The 25,076-nt window shown below is 35.8% G+C and carries 17 protein-coding genes; 8 read left to right on the top strand and 9 right to left on the bottom strand.

From position 1 onward, the window contains the following. Window positions 1-34 precede the first annotated feature (34 nt). The 3 genes from AC3IS6_RS10005 to AC3IS6_RS09995 are packed head-to-tail and all read right to left on the bottom strand — an operon-like array spanning window position 35 to window position 2,162. Window positions 35-928, bottom strand: coding sequence for a glucosaminidase domain-containing protein (locus tag AC3IS6_RS10005; protein WP_489164746.1), 894 nt, complete (start codon window positions 926-928; stop codon window positions 35-37). Then, entirely contained in the window at window positions 921-1,817 is an 897-nt protein-coding gene (locus AC3IS6_RS10000; protein ID WP_489164745.1) for a 1-aminocyclopropane-1-carboxylate deaminase/D-cysteine desulfhydrase, read from the bottom strand. The genes AC3IS6_RS10005 and AC3IS6_RS10000 overlap by 8 nt, the downstream gene beginning before the upstream one ends. 3 nt (window positions 1,818-1,820) lie before the next feature. Next, complete coding sequence (locus AC3IS6_RS09995; RefSeq protein ID WP_489164744.1) at window positions 1,821-2,162, bottom strand: hypothetical protein; 342 nt, start codon at window positions 2,160-2,162, stop codon at window positions 1,821-1,823. Window positions 2,163-2,274: 112 nt separating this feature from the next. On the opposite strand from AC3IS6_RS09995, the gene AC3IS6_RS09990 reads away from it, so the two are divergent. From AC3IS6_RS09990 to ilvA, 4 genes are all read left to right on the top strand, one after another. Continuing rightward, the gene (locus AC3IS6_RS09990) at window positions 2,275-2,460 is read left to right on the top strand and encodes a C1orf53 family protein (protein ID WP_489164743.1); all 186 of its coding nucleotides are present in this window, start codon (window positions 2,275-2,277) and stop codon (window positions 2,458-2,460) included. 325 nt (window positions 2,461-2,785) lie between these two features. After that, window positions 2,786-4,762 (top strand): urocanate hydratase, encoded by a 1,977-nt coding sequence (hutU, locus tag AC3IS6_RS09985; protein WP_489164742.1) that lies wholly within the window; start codon window positions 2,786-2,788, stop codon window positions 4,760-4,762. Window positions 4,763-4,847: 85 nt separating this feature from the next. Continuing rightward, complete coding sequence (locus AC3IS6_RS09980) at window positions 4,848-5,387, top strand: DUF4136 domain-containing protein (RefSeq protein WP_173964672.1); 540 nt, start codon at window positions 4,848-4,850, stop codon at window positions 5,385-5,387. A 242-nt stretch (window positions 5,388-5,629) separates the two neighbouring features. Further along, window positions 5,630-6,874: a threonine ammonia-lyase IlvA gene (gene ilvA, locus AC3IS6_RS09975; RefSeq protein WP_489164741.1), complete on the top strand. Its 1,245-nt coding sequence runs from the start codon at window positions 5,630-5,632 to the stop codon at window positions 6,872-6,874. A gap of 80 nt (window positions 6,875-6,954) precedes the next feature. Here the strand turns inward: ilvA and AC3IS6_RS09970 are convergent, their stop codons facing one another. Continuing rightward, window positions 6,955-9,111: an RICIN domain-containing protein gene (locus tag AC3IS6_RS09970; RefSeq protein ID WP_489164740.1), complete on the bottom strand. Its 2,157-nt coding sequence runs from the start codon at window positions 9,109-9,111 to the stop codon at window positions 6,955-6,957. 384 nt (window positions 9,112-9,495) lie between these two features. Here AC3IS6_RS09970 and AC3IS6_RS09965 point away from each other — a divergent pair, with 384 nt between their 5' ends. The 3 genes from AC3IS6_RS09965 (at window position 9,496) to AC3IS6_RS09955 (ending at window position 12,515) form a co-directional block, all read left to right on the top strand. Continuing rightward, window positions 9,496-9,882, top strand: coding sequence for a group III truncated hemoglobin (locus AC3IS6_RS09965; RefSeq protein WP_489164739.1), 387 nt, complete (start codon window positions 9,496-9,498; stop codon window positions 9,880-9,882). A gap of 290 nt (window positions 9,883-10,172) precedes the next feature. Continuing rightward, the gene (locus tag AC3IS6_RS09960; RefSeq protein WP_489164738.1) at window positions 10,173-10,613 is read left to right on the top strand and encodes a hypothetical protein; all 441 of its coding nucleotides are present in this window, start codon (window positions 10,173-10,175) and stop codon (window positions 10,611-10,613) included. A gap of 144 nt (window positions 10,614-10,757) precedes the next feature. After that, window positions 10,758-12,515: an aromatic amino acid hydroxylase gene (locus AC3IS6_RS09955; protein WP_489164737.1), complete on the top strand. Its 1,758-nt coding sequence runs from the start codon at window positions 10,758-10,760 to the stop codon at window positions 12,513-12,515. A 150-nt stretch (window positions 12,516-12,665) separates the two neighbouring features. Here the strand turns inward: AC3IS6_RS09955 and AC3IS6_RS09950 are convergent, their stop codons facing one another. The 5 genes from AC3IS6_RS09950 to AC3IS6_RS09930 all read right to left on the bottom strand — a co-directional run bounded on the left by AC3IS6_RS09950 (window position 12,666) and on the right by AC3IS6_RS09930 (window position 22,887). Further along, window positions 12,666-13,295 carry a DUF4230 domain-containing protein gene (locus AC3IS6_RS09950; RefSeq protein WP_489164736.1) on the bottom strand — a complete coding sequence of 210 codons (630 nt, stop codon included), beginning with the start codon at window positions 13,293-13,295 and terminating at the stop codon, window positions 12,666-12,668. Between the two features lie 116 nt (window positions 13,296-13,411). Next, entirely contained in the window at window positions 13,412-15,730 is a 2,319-nt protein-coding gene (gene tamL, locus AC3IS6_RS09945) for a translocation and assembly module lipoprotein TamL (RefSeq protein WP_489164735.1), read from the bottom strand. Then, window positions 15,714-20,804, bottom strand: coding sequence for a translocation/assembly module TamB domain-containing protein (locus tag AC3IS6_RS09940; RefSeq protein ID WP_489164734.1), 5,091 nt, complete (start codon window positions 20,802-20,804; stop codon window positions 15,714-15,716). The genes tamL and AC3IS6_RS09940 overlap by 17 nt, the downstream gene beginning before the upstream one ends. 230 nt (window positions 20,805-21,034) lie before the next feature. Next, window positions 21,035-21,991: a GSCFA domain-containing protein gene (locus AC3IS6_RS09935; protein ID WP_489164732.1), complete on the bottom strand. Its 957-nt coding sequence runs from the start codon at window positions 21,989-21,991 to the stop codon at window positions 21,035-21,037. Window positions 21,992-22,089: 98 nt separating this feature from the next. Beyond that, complete coding sequence (locus tag AC3IS6_RS09930; RefSeq protein ID WP_489164731.1) at window positions 22,090-22,887, bottom strand: hypothetical protein; 798 nt, start codon at window positions 22,885-22,887, stop codon at window positions 22,090-22,092. A gap of 273 nt (window positions 22,888-23,160) precedes the next feature. On the opposite strand from AC3IS6_RS09930, the gene AC3IS6_RS09925 reads away from it, so the two are divergent. Then, entirely contained in the window at window positions 23,161-24,906 is a 1,746-nt protein-coding gene (locus AC3IS6_RS09925; protein ID WP_489164730.1) for an ABC transporter ATP-binding protein, read from the top strand. The last annotated feature ends 170 nt before the right edge of the window (window positions 24,907-25,076 follow it).

Below are 25,076 nucleotides of genomic sequence, written 5' to 3'. Positions count from 1 at the left end.
ATTTGAATCAAGACTGAAAAACTGAGACTAAACACTACTTCACTTTCAGCTTCTGCCCGATAGAAAGTGCGTTGTCTGAAAGATTATTTTTCTGTTTTAAATCGTCAACCAAAAGGTTGAATTTTTTTGAAATCGAATATAAGGTGTCCCCTTTTTGAACTTCGTATAAATTAGGATCGTTCGAATTAGCATTAGAAGGAGAACCAGAAGGTGAAGAACTTCTTACCGGAGCTGATTTCTCGAAAGGTTTGTAGCTTTTTCCGGTAACCTGACAATCGTACTGGTGCAGATTGTATCGTTCGATATAACTAATTAATTTATCCGGGTAATTGGGATCTGTGGCATAACCAGCCGCTCTTAACCCTTTTGCCCAGGATTTATAATCGTCTTTTTCGTAAGTAAATAAAGTTGCATATCTATTTTTGCCAACCAAAAACAAGGCATGATCTCTATAAGATTCTGCAGCTTCTGTATATTTCCTGAAGCATTCCTGAGCAGAATCATCATCATGACGCACACTTTCTCCCAGCCAGTCCTTGTGACACTTAATTCCAAAATGATTATTGGCTTCCAGCGCCAAATCTCCTTTTCCCGCACCAGATTCTAAAATCCCCTGCGCCAGAATAATACTTGCAGGAATGCCATATTTCTGCATATTCCCTATTGCAATATCTTTGAATTGTAAAATATAATTATTGATTAAATCGCTGGTTACAACTGTTTTTGAAGTAGACTGAATGACCTCAGTTGTATTATTTGTAGAAGGATATTTTTTGCCAATTGGTTTGGTGTAAGTTGGCTTTTTGGTTGTTGCCACTCTGGGTCTCTGGACTGCCGCCGCTTTTTTGGTCGTCGCAATAGTAGGTTTACTTGAGGAGCAACCTACTATAGTCACCAGCATTAAAAGTGCTATTATTTTTTTAACCATTGCTTTTGAGTATTGGTAATTTTTTCTGCTTCAATTTAACATTCATCCCTTCAATTCCCTGCAATCCGCCGGTATGGATCAATAAAATTTTTGAATGTGCAGGAAAATAGTTTTTATGTATTAAGTCTATAACGCCAAAAACCATCTTTCCTGTATAAATTGGATCCAAAGGCACTTTATTTTCTTCAAAAAAAGCATTGATAAATTCAATTAATTCCAAATTTACCTTCCCATAACCTCCAAAATGATAGTCAGAAATTAAATCCCAGTTATCTTTCTTTGCAAAAATACGAATTTCATCGGTTAAAAAGTCACCTTTTAACGCCGGAAACCCTAAAATTTTCTGACGTGGCGGTGCACTATTAATCAAACCCGATATAGTGCCGCCTGTTCCTACCGCACAACAAACAAAATCAAAACGTGCATCTTCTTTGGTCAAAATCTCCTCACATCCTTTTACAGCCAATTCATTTGTTCCTCCTTCAGGGACCAAATAAAAGTCTCCAAACTTATCTTTTAACTTTTCGATAAAGGCATTTTCATTTTTAAGCCGATACTCCTCCCGCGTCACAAATTCAAACTGCATTCCGTTCTCCTGAGCAAATTTCAGCGTTGGATTCTTCTCTATTTTATCAAAAAGCTCATCACCTCTAATAACTCCGATCGTTCTAAAACCCTGCTCTTTCCCAGCATAAGCAACTGCTGCAATGTGATTGGAAAAAGCACCACCAAAAGTCAGCAGAGTCTTTTTATTTTCGGCTTTCGCCTGAAGCAAATTGTATTTCAGTTTCCTGAATTTATTTCCTGAAACAAAGGGATGAATCAAATCTTCTCGTTTTATAGTCAACGAAATATTATTGGGCAAAGCGATATGAATTTCCTGATTCAAAATCTATTTGTGTTTTAATGTTAAGTAATTTAAAAAGCCGAAAAAAGGTCGGTTTTTCAAATAATTTAAATGAGTTTCATTCGCGTAAGCTTCTCTCTCAAAGCTTATATTCCGATAGGCCAGTTCTTTGTTTTTATATTGAATCAGCCGAACTGCATATTCTAAAACATAAAAAACATAAAACGGAAATACCAACAATTCTAATTGCTGTCGCAGGTGAATTTTTTCATGATTGACAAAAACAGCATTTTCTTTATCCTCATCATATTTCAAAATGATAAGCGGAAACACAGCCATTCCTCTATATCCTTTTGGAATTAAATATTTAGCAACAATCAGAAACATTAGCTGTAAAATTTATAAATTTGTAGATGAAAATTGTTCGATTTCATTAAAATCATAATCAATTAATTATTTTTGACTTTTAAAAAGCGGAACACGAACTCAATGCAGATTTATGAAAGAGCAAAGTAATGAAAATAAATTAATCGAAGGGGAAGATTTTTACTATACTGCCGAAGGTTATAAATGCTTTACTGAAAAATACCATCTGAAACGTGGTTATTGCTGTAAAAGTGGCTGCCGTCATTGTCCGTATGGATTTGATAAACGAACAGGTCAAATAAGAAAAAACGCGAATTAGAAAATGTGCCAATTTGATAATTTTAAAACCAAACCAACAATCTAAAATCTAAAATCACCAATCTAAAATATTTATATGGATATTCTGTTACGAAAATTTAGGATTACTATCCACAAATCCTATCATAGATCGGATATCCGTTATCCTTAGTTGTTTTTTAAATTAGAAAATGTGACAATTTGAGAATTTGAAAATTATTTTTATTTCTTTAATTGCCATGTCGCCCCGATGGAGCTTATAGCATATTTAATAAATCGCAGATTATTGCTTGCTTAGATCAAAACCTTAGCAGCCTAGAATCTTAGCAACTTAGTACCTTAAAAAAATGACTTTCAAAGAACAAATACAACAAGGAATTCCAACAATATTACCTCCAAAAAAGGAGTATGATCTGGCGATTAACCATGCGCCAAAACGAAAAGAAATTCTATCGGCAGAAGAAAAAAAACTGGCTTTAAAAAATGCGTTACGTTATTTTGAAGCAAAACATCATGCTGAATTAATTCAGGAGTTTTCAGAAGAGTTAGAAACTTACGGACGTATTTATATGTACCGCTTACGTCCGGATTACAGAATGTATGCCCGACCAATTGACGAATATCCGGGAAAATCATTACAGGCAAAAGCAATTATGCACATGATTCAGAACAATCTGGATTATGCTGTAGCGCAACACCCTCACGAACTGATTACGTACGGTGGAAATGGAGCCGTTTTTCAAAACTGGGCACAATATTTATTAACGATGCAATATTTGTCTGAAATGACAGACGAACAAACGCTGACCATGTATTCAGGTCATCCAATGGGATTGTTTCCTTCGCATGCAGAAGCTCCAAGAGTTGTCGTAACAAACGGAATGGTGATTCCAAATTACTCTCAACCGGACGACTGGGAGAAAATGAATGCTTTAGGTGTTTCACAGTACGGACAAATGACAGCCGGTAGTTATATGTACATCGGACCACAGGGAATTGTACACGGAACAACGATTACGGTTTTGAATGGTTTTAGAAAAATCAAACAAAATCCGGAAGGAAATCTGTTTGTAACTTCAGGACTTGGCGGAATGTCGGGTGCGCAGCCAAAAGCCGGAAATATTGCAGGCTGCATCACGGTTTGTGCAGAAGTAAATCCAAAAATCACAAAAATTCGTCACGAACAGGGCTGGATCAATGAAATTGTAACTTCAACTGACGAATTGGTCAAAAGAGTACATACGGCAAAAGCCAATAAAGAAGTGGTTTCCATCGCTTACTTAGGAAACGTGGTAGACGTTTGGGAATGTTTCGACAAAGAAAACATCAAAATTGATTTGGGTTCTGATCAGACTTCTCTTCATAATCCTTGGGCCGGAGGTTATTATCCTGCCGGAATTTCATTTGAAGAGGCTAATGAAATGATGGCCAGCAATCCCGAACTTTTCAAAGAAAAAGTACAGGAATCCTTGCGCCGTCAAGCCAAAGCGATTAACAAACACACAGCAAAAGGAACTTACTTTTTTGATTACGGAAATGCCTTTTTATTAGAAGCTTCCCGTGCAGGTGCAGATGTTATGGCCGAAAATAATATTGATTTTAAATACCCTAGTTACGTTCAGGACATTATGGGGCCAATGTGTTTTGATTACGGATTTGGCCCATTTAGATGGGTTTGTACTTCCGGAAAACCAGAAGATTTACAAAAAACAGATACCATAGCAAGCCAGGTTTTAGAAGAAATGGCCAAAACAGCTCCGGATGAAATTCAGCAGCAAATGCAAGACAATATCAAATGGATCAAAGGTGCACAGGAAAACAAACTAGTTGTAGGCTCACAAGCCAGAATTTTATATGCCGATGCAGAAGGCCGAATTAAAATTGCCGAAGCTTTTAACCAGGCTATTGCCAAAGGCGAAATTGGAACGGTTGTTTTAGGACGCGATCATCATGACGTTTCGGGAACTGATTCTCCATACAGAGAAACCTCAAATATCTACGACGGATCCCGCTTTACAGCCGATATGGCGATTCAAAACGTGATTGGCGACAGCTTTAGAGGTGCAACCTGGGTTTCTATACATAATGGTGGCGGAGTTGGCTGGGGAGAGGTTATAAATGGTGGCTTTGGTATGGTTCTTGATGGCTCTAAGGAAGCTTCAAAACGTTTAGCATCAATGCTTTTTTGGGATGTTAATAACGGAATTTCAAGAAGAAGCTGGGCCAGAAATGACGAAGCTATTTTTGCGATAAAAAGAGCAATGGAAGTTCAGCCTTTATTAAAAGTAACTTTACCTAATATTGTAGATGAAAATCTGTTTTAGAAAAAAGGGACTTTGACTTCACTCCGTATCGCAAAAACGGAGCATGTTATCATTACAGGAAGAAGAACATTAAATTTTTAAACATATGAAAACATTCAAATTAGTACCCGTTTTTTTGCTTTTAATACTAGCGTCATGCAGCACGGTTAGTGTTTACTCTGATTACGACAAAAACGTAGATTTTGCCCCTTATAAAACGTATGCTTTCTTTAAGCCGGGAATTGATAAGGTCGAAATATCTGATTTGGATAAAAGACGTATTCTACGCGCCATCGATGATCAAATGCAAGCCAAAGGTTTTACCAAAAGCGAAAACCCTGATTTATTAATTAATATTTTTACTAAAGCAAGGGAACAAGTAAATGTGAATCAATTTAGCGCCGGATGGGGTTACGGTTGGGGTTGGGGATGGAATCCATACATGATGTATGGAGGAAACCAGACTACCGTTTCAACTTCTACAGAAGGAACTTTATTCATTGATCTGATTGATGCTAAAAAGAAAGAAATGATATGGCAGGGAGAAGGTGTTGGAACTTTAACCAAAAACGTTGCTAAAAAAGACGAAAAGGTTGCCGAGTTTGTAACTAAAATTTTAGCACAATATCCTCCTGTTAAAAAATAATTCATACATTTGCGATTCAATTATCTGAAATGAAAAACTTAAATAACATCATTATCTCTATTACTATTATTGCAATTCAGCAATAATGGCGAGGTAATATGTAAATAAGTAAACAAAATACAATTTATAAAACCTCCCAAAACGGGAGGTTTTTTTTATTTAAAAAATATTGCAAAACATTTTATCACAGATTGAAAATCTTATCAAATCCTTTAATCTGTGACAAAAACAATTTAATCATTATGAATTTATTTAACGAAGTACTTGCTGCTAAAAAGCAACTTGAAAATGTAGTTGCCGCTACTCCACTCACCCAAAATTTAAATCTTTCGGAAGAGTTCAAATCGACCATTTTATTAAAAAGGGAAGATTTACAAATTGTTCGGTCGTACAAAATCAGAGGGGCTTACAACAAAATTTCCTCGTTAACCGAAACTGAAAAAGCAAGTGGAATTGTATGTGCCAGTGCAGGAAATCATGCACAGGGAGTCGCTTATTCCTGCAATCTTTTGCAAATCAAAGGCAAAATATACATGCCCAAAACCACTCCGAAACAAAAAGTAAAACAAGTACAGCTGTTTGGGAAATCGTTTGTTGAAATTGTACTTACCGGAGATACTTTTGATGATGCTTATGCTTCAGCCACAGCAGATGCAACCGAGAGCCAGAAAATCTTCATCCATCCTTTTGATGATGATAAGGTTATTGCCGGTCAGGGAACTGTAGGATTGGAAATTTTAGAGAGTTACAACGAGCCTATCGATTATGTTTTTGTACCAATTGGCGGTGGCGGACTGGCTTCGGGTTTGTCTGAAGTTTTTAAACAGCTGAGTCCAAATACAAAAATTATTGGTGTTGAACCCAAAGGAGCTCCATCTATGAAAACCTCTATTGAGGAAAAGAAAAACACCGCTTTAAAAACAATCGACAAATTTGTAGATGGTGCTGCCGTAAAACAAGTTGGTGATAAAACTTTTGAAATCTGTCGTCATAATTTAGACGACATTGTTCTGGTTCCCGAAGGAAAAGTCTGTACTACGATTTTGCGTTTGTACAACGAAGAGGCTATGGTAGTAGAACCTGCAGGGGCATTGACTATTGCAGCTTTGGATTTTTACAAAGATAAAATCAAAGATAAAAAAGTCGTTTGTGTAGTAAGCGGAAGCAATAATGACATCGAAAGAACTGCCGAAATAAAAGAACGTTCTCTACTATATGAAGGCCTGATGCATTATTTTATGATTCAGTTTCCACAGCGCCCGGGGGCTTTAAAAGAATTTGTAAACAATATTTTAGGTCCTGATGACGATATCACGTATTTCCAGTTTGCAAAGAAAAACAGCCGCGAAGTTGGTTCTGTAGTCGTTGGCTTAGAACTAAAAAACAAAAAAGATATTCTCGACATTAAAGTAAATATGACTAAGAATGGTTTTGAATTTCAATATCTAAATGACAATCAGGATTTATTTACGCAACTGATAGGATAAAACAAACGGCTGTCTGAATTTTAAATCAGACAGCCGTTTCAAAACAAAATAAAATTACTACTTAAACTTAGGATTTGCAATTATTGTTTAACTACTTTTTTAGAATATAACGTTTTACTGTCTTTAACTTTTACCACATAAAGTCCTTTTGGCAGCTTTGAGATTTCTATTTCGGTTTCATTTCCATTTCTAAATTCAACGGCTCTTTTTAAAACACTTTGACCTGTAACCGCATAAACTTCGACCTCGCCTGTACCTGAATTTGGGGTATTGATTTTTAAATAGTTATTTGTCGAATTGATGTAAGCAGAAAAAGCAGTCTCGCTTACCGTCACAGTCTCGGCTGTTAAAGCCTGTCTGGCCGATGAAGCTTCAACCTGTACCAGCTGCCATTGCTGGTTTAAACCTCCTCCGTATGCCCACACCTGGATATTCGCACCATTTGCTGTAGAAACATTTTCAACATCCAGTGATTTACCGCTATTCACATTAAGGATCTGATAATAACCTCCGCCAACACTTGTAACCGTCCATTTGAACTCGTTTGAAACGGAGAATGTTTTTTGATGCACTTTTATTCCATCGGCAGTACTATTATTTTCAGTTGCCAGATACATCCCTGTCGATTTTACAATAATGTAGTAATTACCGCTTCCGTCAGAAACAAACTTCCAGCGTTGGTTGCTTCCCCCTCCGTTCGTAATATCATATTGTTGAATGCGACCTCCGCTTGTTGTCGAATTATCGGCAACATCTAGTCCTTTATTACTGTTTCTTGAAATGATATTGTAATAACCCGGAAAAGAAGTTGACGGCGGTGCTCCTGCTGACCAGTTAAAAGTAACCGCTGATGATGCCGGAACTGAATAATTAAATGCTGAAGATCCCGAAACTACTTTTATGGTATTGGCCGATCCTGAATTATAAACTACAAGTGCGATCGATCCGTCAGAGTTTCTAAAACTTACGGTTTGAATTGTTCCGCTAGTACTTGAAGAACCAATTCTTACTGCCCCTGGTTTTACAAATTTTGAGATTTGACCAATAATGTAATAAGCTACATTTTTGGTATAACTTGTACTATTATTAACGGTAATTGCCCCTAAACAGGTATTACATCCGCCTGGTGTTCGCGGCCCAAGACCCGAGTTATTTGCAGCATTCCATTCTAAAACCGTTTTTGCCCAGTTATTGGTACTTCCAATCACAACGTTTTGCATGTGCCAGCCAAAATCTCCGCTAAAGCTTCCACCTGAGCCGGTGTATTGCTCTGTAAAATAAACATTTTTGTTTGTTGCATTTCGTACTGTTGACATCGCAGTAATATTCCCCAAATACAAATGAAATGCCGCTCCATCAACATAACTACTGTTGTTCAAAACATCAATAGGATAGGCTGTATTGTCACAGTTATGATCAAATGCTATAATCTTTATATTGCCATAACCCGCTGCTGCCATCTGTGGACCGAGCTGTGTATTGATAAAATTCTTTTGTTCTGTCGAATTCATCAACATACTCGGTTCGTTGTTTGGATTTTCGGGTTCATTTTGAGGTGTGATTCCCCAAATCGAAATTCCCTGCGCCTGCATGGCCGCAAAATATTTCACAAAATACCTCGCATAAGCAGCATAATACTGTGTCTGTAAACTTCCACCCACCCATGAGTTGTTACTTTTCATCCATCTTGGTGCCGACCAAGGAGTTGCCAGTATTTTGATATTGGGATTAATAAGCTGTATCTTCTTGATAATTGGAATCAAATAGGTCAAATCCGGTCCGTTGAGACTAAAATTATTCATGTTCACATCACCTGAAATTTCATTATAACTGTACGAAGAACTGCTTAAATCTGAAGCTCCTATACTAATACGAACTACACTGGCATTCAAACCCGTAACAGGATGATACAAATCATTCAACAGCTGATTTTGCTGTGTTGCTGCCATTCCACTAATGACTTCGCAACTGCCTTCCGTAAGCGTATAACCAAAACCGTCCATGGTTTGATAGGTTGTTCCTGCATTAACAGTTACAGTAGAGGGATTACTTCCTGAATTTGTACCGAAACTTACGGTCGCCTGCTGTTGCAATAATTTAGTCTGATCGCCACTGGTTATCCACGGAGTAACCGTTTGACCGATCATGTTAATCGTAAATGAAATCATAAAAAAGACATACAGCCATACTTTACGATTCCTTTTCTCTGGTAATTTTGGGGTAGTTTTGTTCATCATTTTTTTGTTTTTGAATAATTAAATTTTCCTTATTTTTTAAGATTAATTTTGTTAATACCAATCAATATTATGTCAATTTACTTTAAATCGACAATTTAAAAGCTTTACAAATACACATCATTCCAAAAACTCACCTTTACAAAACCTTATCCTATTATTTTACATGTAATTGATTACCAAATAATTACATACATAAAAATCAATAAAAATCCTGCTCTACCAATTTCACCCCTGCCAAAAAGAAATTGTTCCTTCTCAAAATTGTTTTTTGAGTACTGCGAAACTATCTACCATTGAACAGAACAAATAACCTGAAAATGATAAATATCACCGATTACAGCTAAGTTAATCGTATTTTTATCCTTCATTTTATAGTAAGAAAACATGGCAGCTCTTAAAGACATCTCAAACATAGAAGACATAAAATTAATGGTAGACAGCTTTTATGATAAAGTAAGAAAGGACGATTTACTTGGCCCTATTTTTAATGACAAATTGCAGGATCGCTGGCCTGAACATTTAGAAAAAATGTACGGCTTTTGGCAAACTATATTGTTTGATGTTCGTGCTTACTCTGGAAGTCCTTTTCCTCCACACAAACAATTACCAGTAGAAAAAACTCATTTTGACCGTTGGACATTACTCTTTAACACTTCTATCGATGGACTGTTTTCAGGAACTATAACCGAAGAAGCAAAAATGCGAGCAGCCAACATGGCGTACATGTTCAATTATAAAATTGATTATTTCAGGAATCCCGAAAACCAGTAATTTTTTTTTAACTGCAATTAGTTGGAGTCATTATTTACCATGAAGAAAATATCCAGTATTTTTAAACCAAAATTGATATTTAAACACATAGAAACATAGATTTTATAGCCTTTAAAAAGGCGTTTCACTTCATTTAAATGTACATAGCCAGCTATGCAAAATAAATACATTTCTTTTGATGTTCTTTTTTACACATTCAATCTATGTATCTATGCGTCAAATCATTTTTCACTCATTACACCCCAACAAATTAAATTTATACTAACCTATACCCATTATTACATTTGAATATGAAAAAAGTACTACTCTCTTTTTTATTGTCTCTTTTATTTTTAAACCTCACACAAGCACAATCAGCAAAAAACACTTTATACAAAGGAACGGTTGACGGAAAAATAAACGTTACCCTTTACATCAAAGCCGAAGAAAATCCGTGCACTGCCGATTTAATGTACACCTCGATGTACCGTTATGATAAATCAGGCAATTGGATTCAGCTTGATATTACTCAAAATATAAAAAATGAAAATCAGCTTGCACTGGTAGAACATGCCTTTACAGGTTTATTTATTCTTAAAAAAGAAGGAACTGCTTTTAGCGGTTTATGGATTAGTCCTGACAGCAAAAAACAATTAAAAGTGGATCTGAAAGAGACTTCAATAACAAAAAAAGAGATTGAAAAATACGAGAAGGCACTGGAGAAAGTAAATTATGAAAATAACGATTGCTAAGCATCAATTCTGTTTTTTACTGCTGCAAAAGAAATCCACGAAAAACGCAATAAAAAATCATTTGGACCAAAAAAATTGTGAAGAATAGCAAAATTTAGCATCTTTAATTTGTAATTTTACATTCTAATCTACAACGTTTTCGAAATGAATGCCAGTATTGAAACAAACCCGTTATTAGAGCGATTGCCTAAACATTTAAAGCAATTTATTAAACCTCAGGATTATGGTGATTACACACCAATTAATCAAGCGGTTTGGCGCTATGTGATGCGCAAAAATGTAGATTATCTTTCAAGAGTTGCGCACCATTCTTATCTGGATGGTTTGAAAAAAACGGGTATCGAAATTGACTCCATTCCAAGTATGTACGGAATGAACCGAATACTGACTGAAATTGGATGGGCAGCTGTCGCAGTGGACGGATTTATTCCGCCAAATGCTTTTATGGAATTTCAGGCGTATAACGTTTTGGTTATTGCTTCAGACATTCGTCAATTAGAACATATCGAATACACTCCGGCACCAGATATTATCCATGAAGGTGCGGGTCATGCTCCTATTATTGCCAATCCGGAATATGCAGAGTATTTAAGACGTTTTGGAGAAATTGGCTGTAAAGCCATCTCCTCTCATAAAGATTATCAGATGTATGAAGCGATCCGACTGCTTTCTATTTTGAAAGAAGCCGAAGATACGCCTCAGGAAAAAATAGACGAAGCTGAAAAAGCGGTTGCCGATTTACAAAACAATATGGGTGAATTGTCTGAAATGGCCCAAATTCGAAACCTGCATTGGTGGACGGTAGAATACGGTTTGATCGGAACAGTTGAAAATCCAAAAATATATGGTGCAGGTTTACTATCCTCTATCGGAGAAAGTGCCTGGTGTATGACGGATAATGTAAAAAAAATCCCGTATAACATCTCTGCTGCCAATCAGAATTTTGATATCACGCAGTTACAGCCTCAGCTTTATGTAACACCAAATTTTTCTTATTTGAGTTTGGTCTTAGAAGAATTTGCCAACAAAATGGCTTTGAGAACCGGAGGTTTATCCGGAATACAAAAACTAATTCATTCGAATGCCTTAGGAACCATTGAACTGAGTACAGGTTTACAAGTTTCAGGTGTATTTACCAATGTTCTGGAGGATGAAGGAAAACCAATATACATCCAGACTACCGGAAAAACAGCTTTATCGTACCGTGAAAAAGAATTGGTTGGTCACGGAACTTTAACGCATCCACACGGATTCGGAAGTCCGATTGGGAAACTGAAAGGTTTTAACCTGGCGATTGAAGACATGAGTCCAAAGGATTTACAGGCTTATTCTATTGTAGAAAATGAAACCGTAAGATTAGAATTCGAAGGAAATATTATTGTTGAAGGTGAAATCATTACAGGCTCCAGAAACTTGCATGGTGAAATCATTCTGATCAGTTTCAGAAATTGTACGGTGACGCATGGCGAAACGATCTTGTTTCAGCCTGAATGGGGGAATTATGACATGGCGATTGGTAAAAAAGTCGTTTCGGCTTTTTCAGGCCCGGCCGATGTAAATAGTTTCGATCTGATCAATACTGTACCCAAAACAACTACTATAAAAGCAAAACATTCAGACGAACGTGATGACTTAGAAGTCCTGTATCAAACTGTTCGCATGATTAGAGAAAATAAAGGTGCGACGACTGAATTAAAAGCTGTATTTCACAAACTAAAGGAAAGCCACTCTAATGATTGGTTACTTGCTGTTGAAATTGCCGAGCTTTTAGAACACTCCAATGAGAAACAACTTTTACAGGAAGTTTTGGTTCATTTGGATCAATTGAAACTGAAACGTCCGGAAGTAGCACATTTGATTTCGGGAGGTTTGGATTTGATTTTTGATAAGGAAGCGGTTTAGTTTAGAAGTTATTGTAAGTTGCTAAGCTTCTGAGATACTAAGGTTCTGAGTTTTTTTTTAAAATCTTGTCATTTTTGACAAACAATAGCAATCTGGTTGGAAATAAAAACTTAGAACCTTAGTATCTTAGCGTCTTAGTACCTCAAATAATCAAAGCTTCAAATCCTGATTCAGTTCTTTCTCAGATTCAATAGTTTTACCGTTGTATTGCAATTTCCAGCCCATTGAATTGGTTAGGATTAGAATTTTAGACAACTCGCTGATTAATCGGTTCTGAGCATTTGTTTTCAGCGTAGAGCCGTCTATTTTTTTAGCCAGATTCGCTTTTACCGATTTATTGATTTTGTTGTAATCGTCTCCGGTAAATGGATTCAGTTTGCTTTGTTCTACATCATAAAACTGTATGTCCGGATTGATGGTGATTTCTTCTTTTGGAATGTTTAAAATCGTAATCGTTTTGTTCTTCTCGTCGATATCGTACTTCATTTTGTGCAAATCGTAGGCTACGGTAACATTTGCATTTACCACTACAAGTGCTTTCTTCTCAAAAGAAACCATGTCCATTAAATACTTCTGCTGATTTTTATAGGTAATAACCTCAGAGAAATGGCCTTCGGTAACGACTAACTTTCCAACATTTAAGATTTGCTGCTGAATCAGATTGGTATTATAGTCGATAGTCGAATCGTCGCCTTTTTTAAACTCACAATACTTGAAAGCCAGTACTATTACAAGTACGACTGCAACCAAAACTATTATTCTCTTTATTAAATTTTGCATTCCGTTAATTTATTAGACCAATTTACTTCTTTTTTTCAAGAGGTTAAACGTTTTCTGCTACGTTTTTTTTACCACTACGCGAGCGATAGCGAAATAAAAATTAAATTCGTAAAAAACTAAAAAGGATATCCAATTGCGATGTTTAAAATCAAATTATCTTTTCTCCAGGGACCGCTTCCAAAATTAATATCGTCGATGACCCACCTCTGTCCTTGTGGCAAATAGGGTTTTCTCAACGGAAATGCCAGATCGGTTCTTAAAACCAGAAAAGACAAATCAAAACGCAATCCGGCTCCGGCTCCTACGGCAATATCTTTCATGAAATTTTTGGTAATTTCTCCGCCAGGTTTATTTGGATCCGAATTTAACAACCAAACATTTCCTGCATCTACAAATACAGCACCACGAACAATACTAAAAAGTTTTGCCCTGTATTCGGTACTAAACTCCAATTTCAAATCGCCTGACTGATCCGGAAGAAAGTTATTAGTCGTTTGTGTATTGAGATAACTTCCCGGCCCGAGTGATCTGGCTCTGAAAGCCCGAATGCTATTGGTTCCTCCTACCACAAATTGTTTAGCCGTTGGCAAAGCTCGTGAATTTCCATACGGAAGTCCTATTCCCAAAATAATCCTGCTGGCCAATTCACTTTCTTTACCCAGTTTTAAATAATGCCTGAAATCACCTCTCATTTTTACGAACTGACTAAACGGAACGTCAAATATCTTTATGGTATCATTCTTCTTAATATTAGCGCCTGTCACCAGTCCCGTAACGTTTCCGGCCAAATCTAAATCACCACTAAAGTAAAACGTATTTTTTCTACGCTTTTGCATGGTATTGGTGTAGGTATAGGTATAAGTTGGTCCAAAAATAAGCTGCTTTTCAATTACTTTTTCCAAAGATTTGTCTTGTTTAATATCTTCTAAATATTCAGCCGTGACATGATTGGGACTCACATAGGTCACATCAATTACATTCAGTTGATGTTCTTTCCGAATATTCTCTTTCCACTGGTATCCAAAAGACGTTTTAAAAGAGTTTAAAGCATACAATTGTGTTCGGTTTTGATATTCATAGCGTACTGTTGCTTTGGTTCGCGGTACATATTCACTGGAACCTTCAATATGAAAAAACGGAACAATAAATCTTGGCCAGGTCAAACTGGTTTCTGTTCCAAGTTTGTAAATGTTTCTCCCGTTATTCGCTCCTGAAAGCTGAAAATCGGCACCGCCAAAAATAGAAACCGTCAGTAATTCTGCTCCGCGAAATAAGTTTCTGTTGTTCCAGTTTAGATTTACTTCTGTTCCGGTGTAACTGGCTGAATTTGTTTTCCCCAAAACTTCTACCCGAATAAATTTCTTTGGTAAAAGTGTTAAATAATAATACGCATCCAGCGCATTTGACAAACTATCAGAAGGCTTAAATTCATTCTTAACAAAACTGAATGTTCCCAGATTCACAAAGCGATTTAGGGTCAGATTGTGGTCTTTACGGTTGTAGACATCTCCTTTTTTGAAGTAGATGGCGCGGTCAAAAACTCTTGGTTTAAAAGTGTTTGCCGTATCAATAATGGTAAAATCTTTGTACTGAACCACATCTTTAGACTGGTATTTTACGCTGTCTTTTGAAATGGTAAAATTCGGATAGACTACAACTTTATTAATCTTGTAAGCTGTAAGCGCTTTTGGAGGCGTATCTGCTTTAATGACCAATCTAATTTTTACTTCATGATCTCCTTTACTACTGTCGACCTGAGCCAAGAGATAGTCGGGGTTAAAATAATAATATCCTTTCTCCTTCAGTCTGGCGTCTATACGTTCCCGTTCTGCTTTTATAACATCCAAATCATACGGCTGCCCCACTTTCAACAAACTTCTTCGGCTTGATCTTCCAATTATTCTTGACATTGCCAATGAATCATCAGGAAAAATTACGCTTTTAATCCTGTATTGCTTTTTGGGTACCACTGTATATTCTGCTGTAACTCTTTTATCGTTTACGGTGGAGTCGGCACTCACGCGGGTTTTAAAATATCCTCTATTTTCGGTAAAATTCCGAAGAACAGCTGCATTATAGTCTAAGTCGACTTTACTAAAAAGCACTGGAGGTTCGCCCACTTTAGTGCGCATCCAATATCGGATTCCCTTTTGCTTTTTAGGTTCTCCTGCCATATTATAAAACCATAGTTTAGGCCGTGATCCCAGAAACTGTTTGTTCGGTTTCGGGCGCAGCAAATCATTCAGTTCGTTCTCCAGTTCTTTGCGTTCTTTCTTTTTAAGAATAGAATCTTTTACGGTTACAGAACCTCCTGTGTATAATAAATCGCCTTCCGGTAAATACTTTGTATTACTGCATCCAAAAACAAAAAATAAGGATAGCGCAGCAAAACATCTGATATATCTCATGCTCCTGTTGCTATGTTTTTTGCTCATTTCCTTCTATTTGATTTTCCTTTTTTTGCTTCTCCTCTTTCTCTTTGAGTTTATTTTTTTCCTTGCGCAGTTTTTCTTCTTTTATCATTTCTTTTTCGGCTGCACTGCGATGAAAAAGCTCGCGGAATTTATTATAACTCATGGTGATGATAAAGGCAACCCCTGTTTCGACTACCTGTCCTTCAACGGCCACCTGATATTCGTTTTTTCGATACGCACGAACCATATAACGACCATCTTTTGTTAATTGATAGTCCAACGCCACATCTCCCGCAATATTGGTACTTTGCTCGTTGGCTCGTTCCTGACCTTCAACGGCAAAACTGCTTCCCACTGTAACTTTTAATCGATCGTTTAACAGCTTTTTAGAAACCCCAACGTTCAGATCGGTTCTGTTTTCTCTGCTTCCCGACGTATAATCGTCTGTTGATTCGAGATCAAATTCTAACTGAACTCCGGTGATTAACTCTCCGGCAAGATCGTTTAATTGCTGTGACAAAATCTTACTCACACTTTGTCGTGCCAGAGATTCTGCACTGGTTCCTCCGCTTTCGCTCGAAAATGGGTTCTCACCAATAAAGCGATTCAAGAGCAAAAGAGCAAAGACCTGTTTGTTCAATTCCGCCGGTTCTTGTCTTAACTGCTGGAGTTTTGCTTTGGTAAGTGATACTACATTTGCAGAAACATCATTATTACCCTCCGGAAGTACAATATCAAAAGTGATTTCAGGTTTTAAAAGCTCCCCGTTCATTTTCAACAAGGTCTGAAACGGAATTTTCTGTTTATAGGTGTTTCGTTCGGTAGGGTTATCCGTTGGCAATTGATTGCCCAATAAATCTATTGGTGCGGTGTTTACTTTATAAATCGCCGTAATATTCAGATTGGCCATGGTAGGCTCACCGTTCCAAATGATATAACTTCCTTTCTGAATATCAAATTTTCGTCGGATCATGTTGAAATTCATCTCATAAGCCCCATCCGAGAACTCATATTTACCCGTTAAAGTTGTCTTTCCTGACGGATCGATTCCACCTATAAGTTCAGCTTGTCCTTTTAAGTTCAGATAATCACCGTTTCCTTTATCGATAACCAATGTTAATTCGGCTTCTTTGTCGATCGAAATAGCCACACTTACATCCATCCCAACTAACCTTGATTGATTAAGTTTTTGCTCCATGACAGCCGTTTGTTTTAGGTACTGATTGTCTTCGTTGACAAACTCTACTATTCCTTCGCGATCTGCAATTGAAGGATCGGATTGTGGCATTACCACTGTAAACTTAGTATCTTTGTTTATTTTGATATTTCCACCAACTACAGGATTTTCAAGTGTTCCTTTAATGTTTAGTTTGGTATCTAACAACAGGTCTCCATAAAACAAATCATTGTCTTTTTCCTTCGAATGTATGGCTCTAAAATTATCTGCAACAACGGTTAAACCAAAGTCAAAACGAGTGTAATCTATCGATTTGATGGTTCCGTTTACAATCAGTTCATTATCATTTTCATCATGCAGTGTGAAGGTATCAAAGGTGATCACATCATTTTGAAGTGTTATTTTTTCATCGACTGTTTTAAAATAGGAGTTGAACTTCGTTACTCTGAAACCTGTCTCTTTAAAGTTGAGTTCTCCATTTACCTTTGGTGCGGTTGCGTTTCCGGTAATTTTGAAATTCCCTGTTAAATACCCCGTTCCTTCGGTTAGATTGCCCATACTAAAGCCCTGAATGCTTTTGATATTCAGCTTGTTCAGATTTAAATCAAAATCCAGATTTCCGTCGTCCATTTTGTAATTTCCGGTCAGATTTACATCATTACCTTCTCCGTTAAGCGTGACATTGGCTGCCAGAAAATTATTGATTTTATTATCCACATTAACCGCAATATCTCCAACCGGCTCTCCTTTAAAAGCAAACTGATCTATTTTTATGTCCGAAGTAAAAGTAGGTTTCGTCATTGCATTTTCAACCAGAGCATTTCCATTGATTAGCCCCTGCATTAACAATTGATCTTTTTTGACGATGTTCATAATCGTCTCTATTTTGAAATTCACAAAATCAACCTGTAATGGAGCATTATCCTGATCTCCTTGCGATTGAATCCTTAATTCGTTACCTGAATTTTCTAAATTAAATTTATTGACATACAATCTTTTACCTCCAAACTCAATCTCATTTTCCGGATCAATATTCCATTTATCATAATTCAGAACAAAATTTTGAGCATCAATCCTGAAGCTGTTTTTTGAACCGTCATGCTTTAAATCTCCAGCAATAAAATACTGCTGTTTTTCTTTGGCATCTTTAACTTCAAGTGCATAATCCAAAATATTGTTTTCGATTTTTCCGGATAAGTTTGTAAACGGAATTTTTAAAGATCCGCTTTCGATTGTGCCAAAAGAAACCCTGTATTCCAAACCTTTCTCTTTGGCTTCAATGTTAATTTTCCCATCGGCAATGGTATTGTCTGCATATACAATTCTCGGAATACTTCCGTTGATTTCGAGAGAATCAGTTACATTGTTGTATTTCCCTGTTAGGGTAATCGGCTCTAAACCTTTTAATTCTGGAAGTAGTTTCAGTAAAACAGGATCGTTATCCATCTTTATTGTAAAAGTCAGACGTTGCTCATCGGATTCTCCCTTTACTTTTGGATTTTTTAAATCAATGTATTTTGATGCTGTTTTTTTCAATGCTGCAGCTAAAGTCGTCAGTTTGTATTTACCATCGATTTCGGCGTTTAAAAACTGAGAAGATACTTTGATGTTGTTTCGATTTTGATCGGCAAAGGCAATTACCCGAATTGAATCGAGAATGATCGGTTCTGCCTCCTGTGCAATCTGAATGTTCGAAAGAAACACTTTTCCGTTTAAAAAATCAGGATTACTATTGGCAATATCGGCATCAACATTTCCGCGCAGCTTCATTGGACCGGCATGCAGGTTTAGTTTTTCAAGATCAGCAATGTCCAGGTTTAATTTTAACTGAATCGTAGGATACTTGTCTTTGGTATCTCCGCTTGCCGTTAAATTAAAATTCAGATTCGGGTCTTTCATTCCTGAATTTACAGCAAAAGAACCATTCGCAATATGCCCTTTTAGAGCCAGATCTTTATAGGTATATTTATTAAAGACTGCTTTCTGAACCAATCCGTCAAATTCTGCCTGAGCTGTTTTTGGGTCCAAACCTTTGCCATTTACTTTTGCTTTAAGCGTAATTCTTCCTATCGAATCATTTTTAATCAATCTTCCTAAATCAAAATCCAATAAATAAACGGTCGCATCATATTTTTCTTTTTTCTTCAACCGCTGATCGAACAAGGCAGTTACTTTTGCTCTACCAAAACTGCTGCTTAAAGCCAGATTTGTTTTAAAGTTCTGAACTGACCCTTTGAACTTTCCTTGCAAATTTAACTGAGAAGGCACCTGAATGTTATTCGGAATGGTTCCCGCCGGCACAAACGAATAAATATCTTTGGAGGTGCTTGAAAGATTTTTGATATCTAAATCATAATCTGCCTTTTGCGCGTCAGGCAGGCCTTTTATCTTTCCAGAAACAGCGACTTTTGTGCTTCCGATTCCACTCATTTCGAACTGTGGAATCGTCAGATCTTTTATTTTTCCGCTCAAACGGGTGTTGAGATACAAAACAGCGGTTGGATTACTTTTAAACGGATTTGTCTTTTGTAAATCGGGGGCAAAAAGCAAGATGTCCTTAAATCCGATTTTAGACTGACTTAAAACGGCATCCAAAGTAAGATTGCCCAAGTCTTTAGAAATAGAAGCTATAGAAGGATAAGCGACTTTAATACTATTTTGAAAGAGTGTTTGCGGGGTTTTTAAATACAAATCGTTCAGGTAAGCATTCTTCGGACCGTAAAAGAAATTGGTTTTTAAAGCCTGCAGCTGTAAACCACTTTTGTCGTTTACGGTCAGCGTTTTTATATTCCCTGAAATCGTATCGTTCCCATAATACAATTTTTCTGCTTTAAAATTAAGTTGATCCAAATCCATGTGACTGTAATCAATTCCTTTAGCAATTGGTTTTGATTGCATATCATCAAATTTGAAGGCTATATTTTGTATGTCGATAAGGTTTAGTTTTACTTTCCAGCCTGCTTGTTTTATAGCTGTGGTATCTAAATCAGGTGTCTGAACTTTTTTGTCTTTTGCGCCCAGTCGTAAATTCCCTTTTAGATTTTTTAGTTCGAAAGCATCAAAATCCAATAACTGGCGGTTCAGATCAATTTTGTTTACCGATAAGTTCAACTGATCCAGTTTTATTCCGGAATCTAATTTAGAATCTTTGTTGTCATAAGCAATATCAATTTTTGTGAATCGGATCTTTCCTAATTTCAAATTGAAATCAGTTCTTTTCGAAATGGTATCAACGGTTTGTACCGATGCTTCCGCAATCTTCTCGACCACATCCTGATTCAGAACTACTTTTAATCCGTTTAAATCAATATTCGGAATATTGAAATTCATTTTATCCAGATCGAATTCTTTGAATTTGGTATCAAAATGTGTGAGTTTTACGCGGATGTCGTTTTTCGAAAAATCATCTTTAAAATCAAACCTAACATTGTCAAGATTTACTTTTACAACCGAAATTTTAAAAGGTTTGGCATTTGGATCTTCCGCTTTTGGTTCTTCAGATTCGAATGCTTTGATAATATAATCAAAATTAAAAACGCCTTTTTTATCTCTCGAAATATGGGTCGTTGTGTTTTGCAGTGAAACGGAGTTAATTTCCAGTTCGCTGTTGATCAGTTTAAACAAATCAACATCGAGCTCTAAACGTTTCCCGCTTAACAGTGTATTCTTTTTTTGATCTTCAAAGTAAAAACCTTCCAAAACAATATCTTTCGGAAATTCTATCGAAATGTGTTCAAGGGATACTTTTGTTTTTATCTTTTTATGCAGATAGGTAATCGCCTTATCTTTTACAAAATTCTGCACCGACGGAACCTGAATTAAAATAATAAGAAGCAATAAAAGCGTAATTACGGAAGCCATGCACCAAAGCAGTACACGAAGTGTTTTTTTTAGAAAATGAATGATTTTTTTATTCATACGTCAATAAAACACATTTGGATTAATTTTAATTCATACAAAACTGTATTTACAAATTTGTAAAATTTAAACTTTAACAATTTACACAATTACCTGCAATTATTCTAAAATTTAGGGACAAATAATTATTTTCTTACTTTTATATTGTCATGAAGACGCGAAAGTGCAAATAAAAAAGAGAACTTTAGAAATACTCCCGCAATGACGCAGCGTCACATAACGAATCTTGTTTAAAAGTTAATATGCGTCCATTTATCTTCTATAACTTTTATTTTTTGCTGTAGTTTGGCTAAGAATTTCTGATGTTGTTCAGACTCCGGATTGAAGCTTCGATGACGCAGGCTCTTCTGAATTTCATCTACCTCCTGCAGGGTCGAAATACTGTTTTCGGCAATATAATTTTCGCTGAATCGCTGCCAAATATAATCAATCGCTACAGCGTTTGGATGTAACATATCCTCGGCATAAAAGCGATAATCCCGAAGTTCATCCATCATAATCTCATAAGACGGGAAATATCCTAATTGTTGATTGTTGCTTTTAGATTGCAGATTATGATGAAGTCCGGCAAATAAATGCGACTTACTCAATTGATTTTCGGCAAAACCATCTTTGATGTGTCGTACCGGAGAAACAGTAAAGATAAAATTGATATCTGGATTTAAAGTCTGAATCAAATTAATTGTGCTTTGAATGCTTTCCGAAATCAAATCAACTGATAGCATTTCTTTTGTAAATTGTTTTTGAGGTAATTTATGGCAATTGGCCACTATTTCATCACTTTCTAAATTTCGGTAAATCCAGGAAGTTCCGTAAGTAATGATAATATGTGTGGCTTCTTTTAATTTTTTATTGGTTTCTGAAATTGCTTTATTCAAAGTCTCGAGTAATTCCTGTCGATCTGAATTGCTCAAATCAGAATGTACTTCATAACTGTGCCAACGTTCGTTATGAAAAAAAACATCTTTTTCGGTGTACGCTTCCTGCTTTACTATTCGGTCGATTATCTTCTCAATTGAAACCGGATTAAAGATAATCCCAAACGGATTTGTGGCGTTTTGAAACTTGAAGTAATCAAATTTCTCTGCCATATTCTCTGCAAAGCAAGAACCAAGAGAAATTACTTTCGAATTATAATCGAGTGGATTATTCGATTTAGAAATTGGTATTTGAGTTCTGAATTGCATGGCTTTTAATTTGAACACGAATTTCACCAATTTCCACCAATAAAAAAACCAAATACAGAAGTATTTGGCTATTTGGCTGATTTCAAATTTTAATTACATTAATAAGTATATTCAATTTCATACTCTATTGATTTTCCTGCACCACCAGTAAATGATGTTTGCCTCAATGGATAGTCTTTATCATTATACGTATAAGTTGTTAAGTAATCTGTAGGTTTTGAATTTCCTGAGTTTAAAACAGTCGTTTTTGTACTATTATTTTTTCCAAATTCGCTTATTTCATTTAACAGTAAATCAAATCCTAAAATATTCTTTAATGGATTGTTTTTTGTATCGTATTCATAAGTTCTTGTAGAAGTTGAAGAACCAAAAATCTGCTGGCTTTTCACAAGATTACCATCTTTATAAGTCAAACTACCCTCACTACTTTTTGTCTCTTTTTTTGTACTGGGATCAACTGAGTAATTTACATACGAGATTAAATTTTCAGAAGTATATGTATATACTGTTTTATCAATATATTGCCCATCTGGAAATTTCGTACTAAATTCCTCCCTCATGATTCTTGTCTTTAATTTATTATTTTCATAAGTATATAAAACATCTGTGTCTTTTGTCTCTACACCTTTCGAATCTACGTCAAATTTCTCCTGTTTTGTAATTACATTTCCATTATAAGTAAATATTGTTTTTGAATTATTATCAATACTGCTTAGTATTTTATTCCCATCATAATTTAAAATGCTCCTACTATTTGTACCTAAATCGGTTGATGGATAAATATAAGAAATTGTTTTAGGTAAAATCGAGATATCTTCTGCAGAAGAATTATCATCACTAGAACAGGATGTGCACACTAATGTTAAGGCGCTAAAAAGTAATAAAAGTTTTTTCATTTTTATGGTATCTATTTCAGTTGGACAAATATAATTGAAAATAATTCGAATAAGGAAATTTAGTACTTCCCATGAAAAAACAAATCTCTTAATTCATTTCTTAGTTTTTTTGAGTTTTAAATTACTTTCTGTTTCTCCTCATTTTGAATCTGATACCTAATAAATCTTTTATATCTGTATTTATAAAAAATTTACATTTTTAATAACAAAAAGCAACTTAACAGCGTTAAACTATTCATTACTTTTGCATCTTCCACAAATTCAATTTTACTTATGAAATTATTATATTCTTATATAATCAAACATAAAATGCTCTTGTTTTTTGCTTTGATTATGGCTTCTATTAACATCTGTTTCAGTTTGTCTGACTCTATCATTACCGGTAAATTAATGCAGGATTGTGGTGTTGGACTTCACAAATACGCAGGCAATGAAATAGGTTTTATAAAATCACTGTCGTTTTGGCTTGGTCTATCTCTTGGTGCTGCGATGGTTTCGAGAATTACTAAAAACTTTCAGGATTACTTTACCAATGTAGTGATTCAACGTACCGGAGCCCAAATGTATACAGATGGAATTAAAAAATCACTCGATCTGCCGTTTGCTGAATTTGAAGATCAGCGAAGTGGTGAAACTTTAAGCAAACTAACTAAAGTACGCTCTGATTCTGAGAAGTTAATCACATTATCGATCTCTTTAATCTTTCAGACTGTTATTGGTTTTGTATTCGTGATTGTTTATGTTGCCCGAATCGATTATTGTATTTCGATCATCTTTTTGGTTACGGCTCCAATTATTGCGTTGGTAAGTTCGTACCTAGGTAAAAAGATAAAAATTGTTTCTAAAAAAATCGTAAATCAAACCAATGCTTTGGCTGGTTCTACAACCGAAAGTTTAAGAAATATTGAACTGGTAAAAAGCCTTGGACTAACATATCAGGAAGAAAAACGTCTGAACCTGAACACCTTTAAAATCCTGCAACTTGAACTTGAAAAAATCCGTTTTATCAGAAGTTTGAGTTTTATCCAGGGAACAACAGTCCATTTTTTAAGAACCTGCGTTGTTTTTACGTTGTATTATTTCTTATTTGGAAATAAAATCATTGTAGGTGATTTATTAACTATGGTGTTTTTTACCTTCTTTATCTTCGGGCCTTTACAAGAATTAGGGAATTTTATTATTGCACTGAATGAAACTAAAGTTTCCATGGAAAATTTCAAAACCTTGTTGAGTGCTCCAAAAGAATTTCGTCCAAAGAACCCTAAACATGTTGGAGCAATTCAGTCCTTGCTTTTCTCTAATGTGAGTTTCCAGCACAAAACAGCCAAATTTAAAGCAGTAGAAAATATTAATTTCGATATCAAACAAGGTGAGACCGTTGCTTTTGTAGGTCCGTCGGGATCAGGAAAAACTACTTTAGTAAAGTTATTAGTTGGATTGTACACACCCGCTGAAGGCCATGTATTTTATAATGATATTGATTCGGCAGAAATTGATTTGCTGGATTTAAGAAAACAATTAGGATTCGTTACTCAGGATGCACAACTGTTCTCCGGAACAATTCGGGAGAATTTATTATTCGTAAGACCCAACGCAACCGATGAAGACTTATACGATGCTTTAAAAAGAGCGAGCTGTGAAAAACTTCTGCAACGTGCCGAAGATGGTTTAAATACTACAATTGGCGAAGGCGGAATCAAAGTTTCCGGTGGTGAAAAACAACGTTTATCGATTACTCGTGCTATTTTAAGAAATCCGAATTTATTGATTTTTGACGAAGCTACTTCTGCCTTAGATTCTATTACCGAAGAAGAAATCAATACCACCATTCGTAATATATCAGACAAAAACAGAATCACAGTTTTAATTGCGCACCGTTTATCAACTGTAATGCATGCGGATAAGATTTTTGTACTGGAACAAGGAAAAATCATCGAACAGGGAAAACATGAGGATTTAATTTTCGAAAAAGGGTTGTATTATGCGATGTGGCGCCAGCAAATTGGGGAACGAAAGTAATATTTTAAGTTCCTAAGGTACTAAGAATCTAAGGTGCTAAGTTTTTTTTAGCATTCCCGAAACGTACTATTTGTTATTTCTGCGAAAGAGAAATCTCTATAACTAGGATCTAATCTATTTTTTTTCAATAGCATCCTGCTTCAGCTGGATGATAAAAATAAATTAAGACA

Source organism: Flavobacterium sp. KH_035 (genome assembly GCF_057839565.1).
The sequence above is the reverse complement of the archived record's forward strand: the minus strand, read 5'-3'. Positions and strand labels throughout refer to the sequence as shown.

What these genes read in the sequence shown, in the direction of transcription:
- AC3IS6_RS09980 (WP_173964672.1), top strand. Translation starts at nt 4,848, where the DNA reads ATGAAAACATTCAAATTAGTACCCGTTTTTTTGCTTTTAATACTAGCG.
- AC3IS6_RS09970 (WP_489164740.1), bottom strand. Translation starts at nt 9,111, where the DNA reads ATGATGAACAAAACTACCCCAAAATTACCAGAGAAAAGGAATCGTAAA.
- AC3IS6_RS09990 (WP_489164743.1), top strand. Translation starts at nt 2,275, where the DNA reads ATGAAAGAGCAAAGTAATGAAAATAAATTAATCGAAGGGGAAGATTTT.
- AC3IS6_RS09935 (WP_489164732.1), bottom strand. Translation starts at nt 21,991, where the DNA reads ATGCAATTCAGAACTCAAATACCAATTTCTAAATCGAATAATCCACTC.
- AC3IS6_RS09995 (WP_489164744.1), bottom strand. Translation starts at nt 2,162, where the DNA reads ATGTTTCTGATTGTTGCTAAATATTTAATTCCAAAAGGATATAGAGGA.
- AC3IS6_RS09925 (WP_489164730.1), top strand. Translation starts at nt 23,161, where the DNA reads ATGAAATTATTATATTCTTATATAATCAAACATAAAATGCTCTTGTTT.
- AC3IS6_RS10005 (WP_489164746.1), bottom strand. Translation starts at nt 928, where the DNA reads ATGGTTAAAAAAATAATAGCACTTTTAATGCTGGTGACTATAGTAGGT.
- AC3IS6_RS09955 (WP_489164737.1), top strand. Translation starts at nt 10,758, where the DNA reads ATGAATGCCAGTATTGAAACAAACCCGTTATTAGAGCGATTGCCTAAA.
- hutU (WP_489164742.1), top strand. Translation starts at nt 2,786, where the DNA reads ATGACTTTCAAAGAACAAATACAACAAGGAATTCCAACAATATTACCT.
- tamL (WP_489164735.1), bottom strand. Translation starts at nt 15,730, where the DNA reads ATGAGCAAAAAACATAGCAACAGGAGCATGAGATATATCAGATGTTTT.
- AC3IS6_RS09965 (WP_489164739.1), top strand. Translation starts at nt 9,496, where the DNA reads ATGGCAGCTCTTAAAGACATCTCAAACATAGAAGACATAAAATTAATG.
- AC3IS6_RS09940 (WP_489164734.1), bottom strand. Translation starts at nt 20,804, where the DNA reads ATGAATAAAAAAATCATTCATTTTCTAAAAAAAACACTTCGTGTACTG.
- ilvA (WP_489164741.1), top strand. Translation starts at nt 5,630, where the DNA reads ATGAATTTATTTAACGAAGTACTTGCTGCTAAAAAGCAACTTGAAAAT.
- AC3IS6_RS09960 (WP_489164738.1), top strand. Translation starts at nt 10,173, where the DNA reads ATGAAAAAAGTACTACTCTCTTTTTTATTGTCTCTTTTATTTTTAAAC.
- AC3IS6_RS09950 (WP_489164736.1), bottom strand. Translation starts at nt 13,295, where the DNA reads ATGCAAAATTTAATAAAGAGAATAATAGTTTTGGTTGCAGTCGTACTT.
- AC3IS6_RS09930 (WP_489164731.1), bottom strand. Translation starts at nt 22,887, where the DNA reads ATGAAAAAACTTTTATTACTTTTTAGCGCCTTAACATTAGTGTGCACA.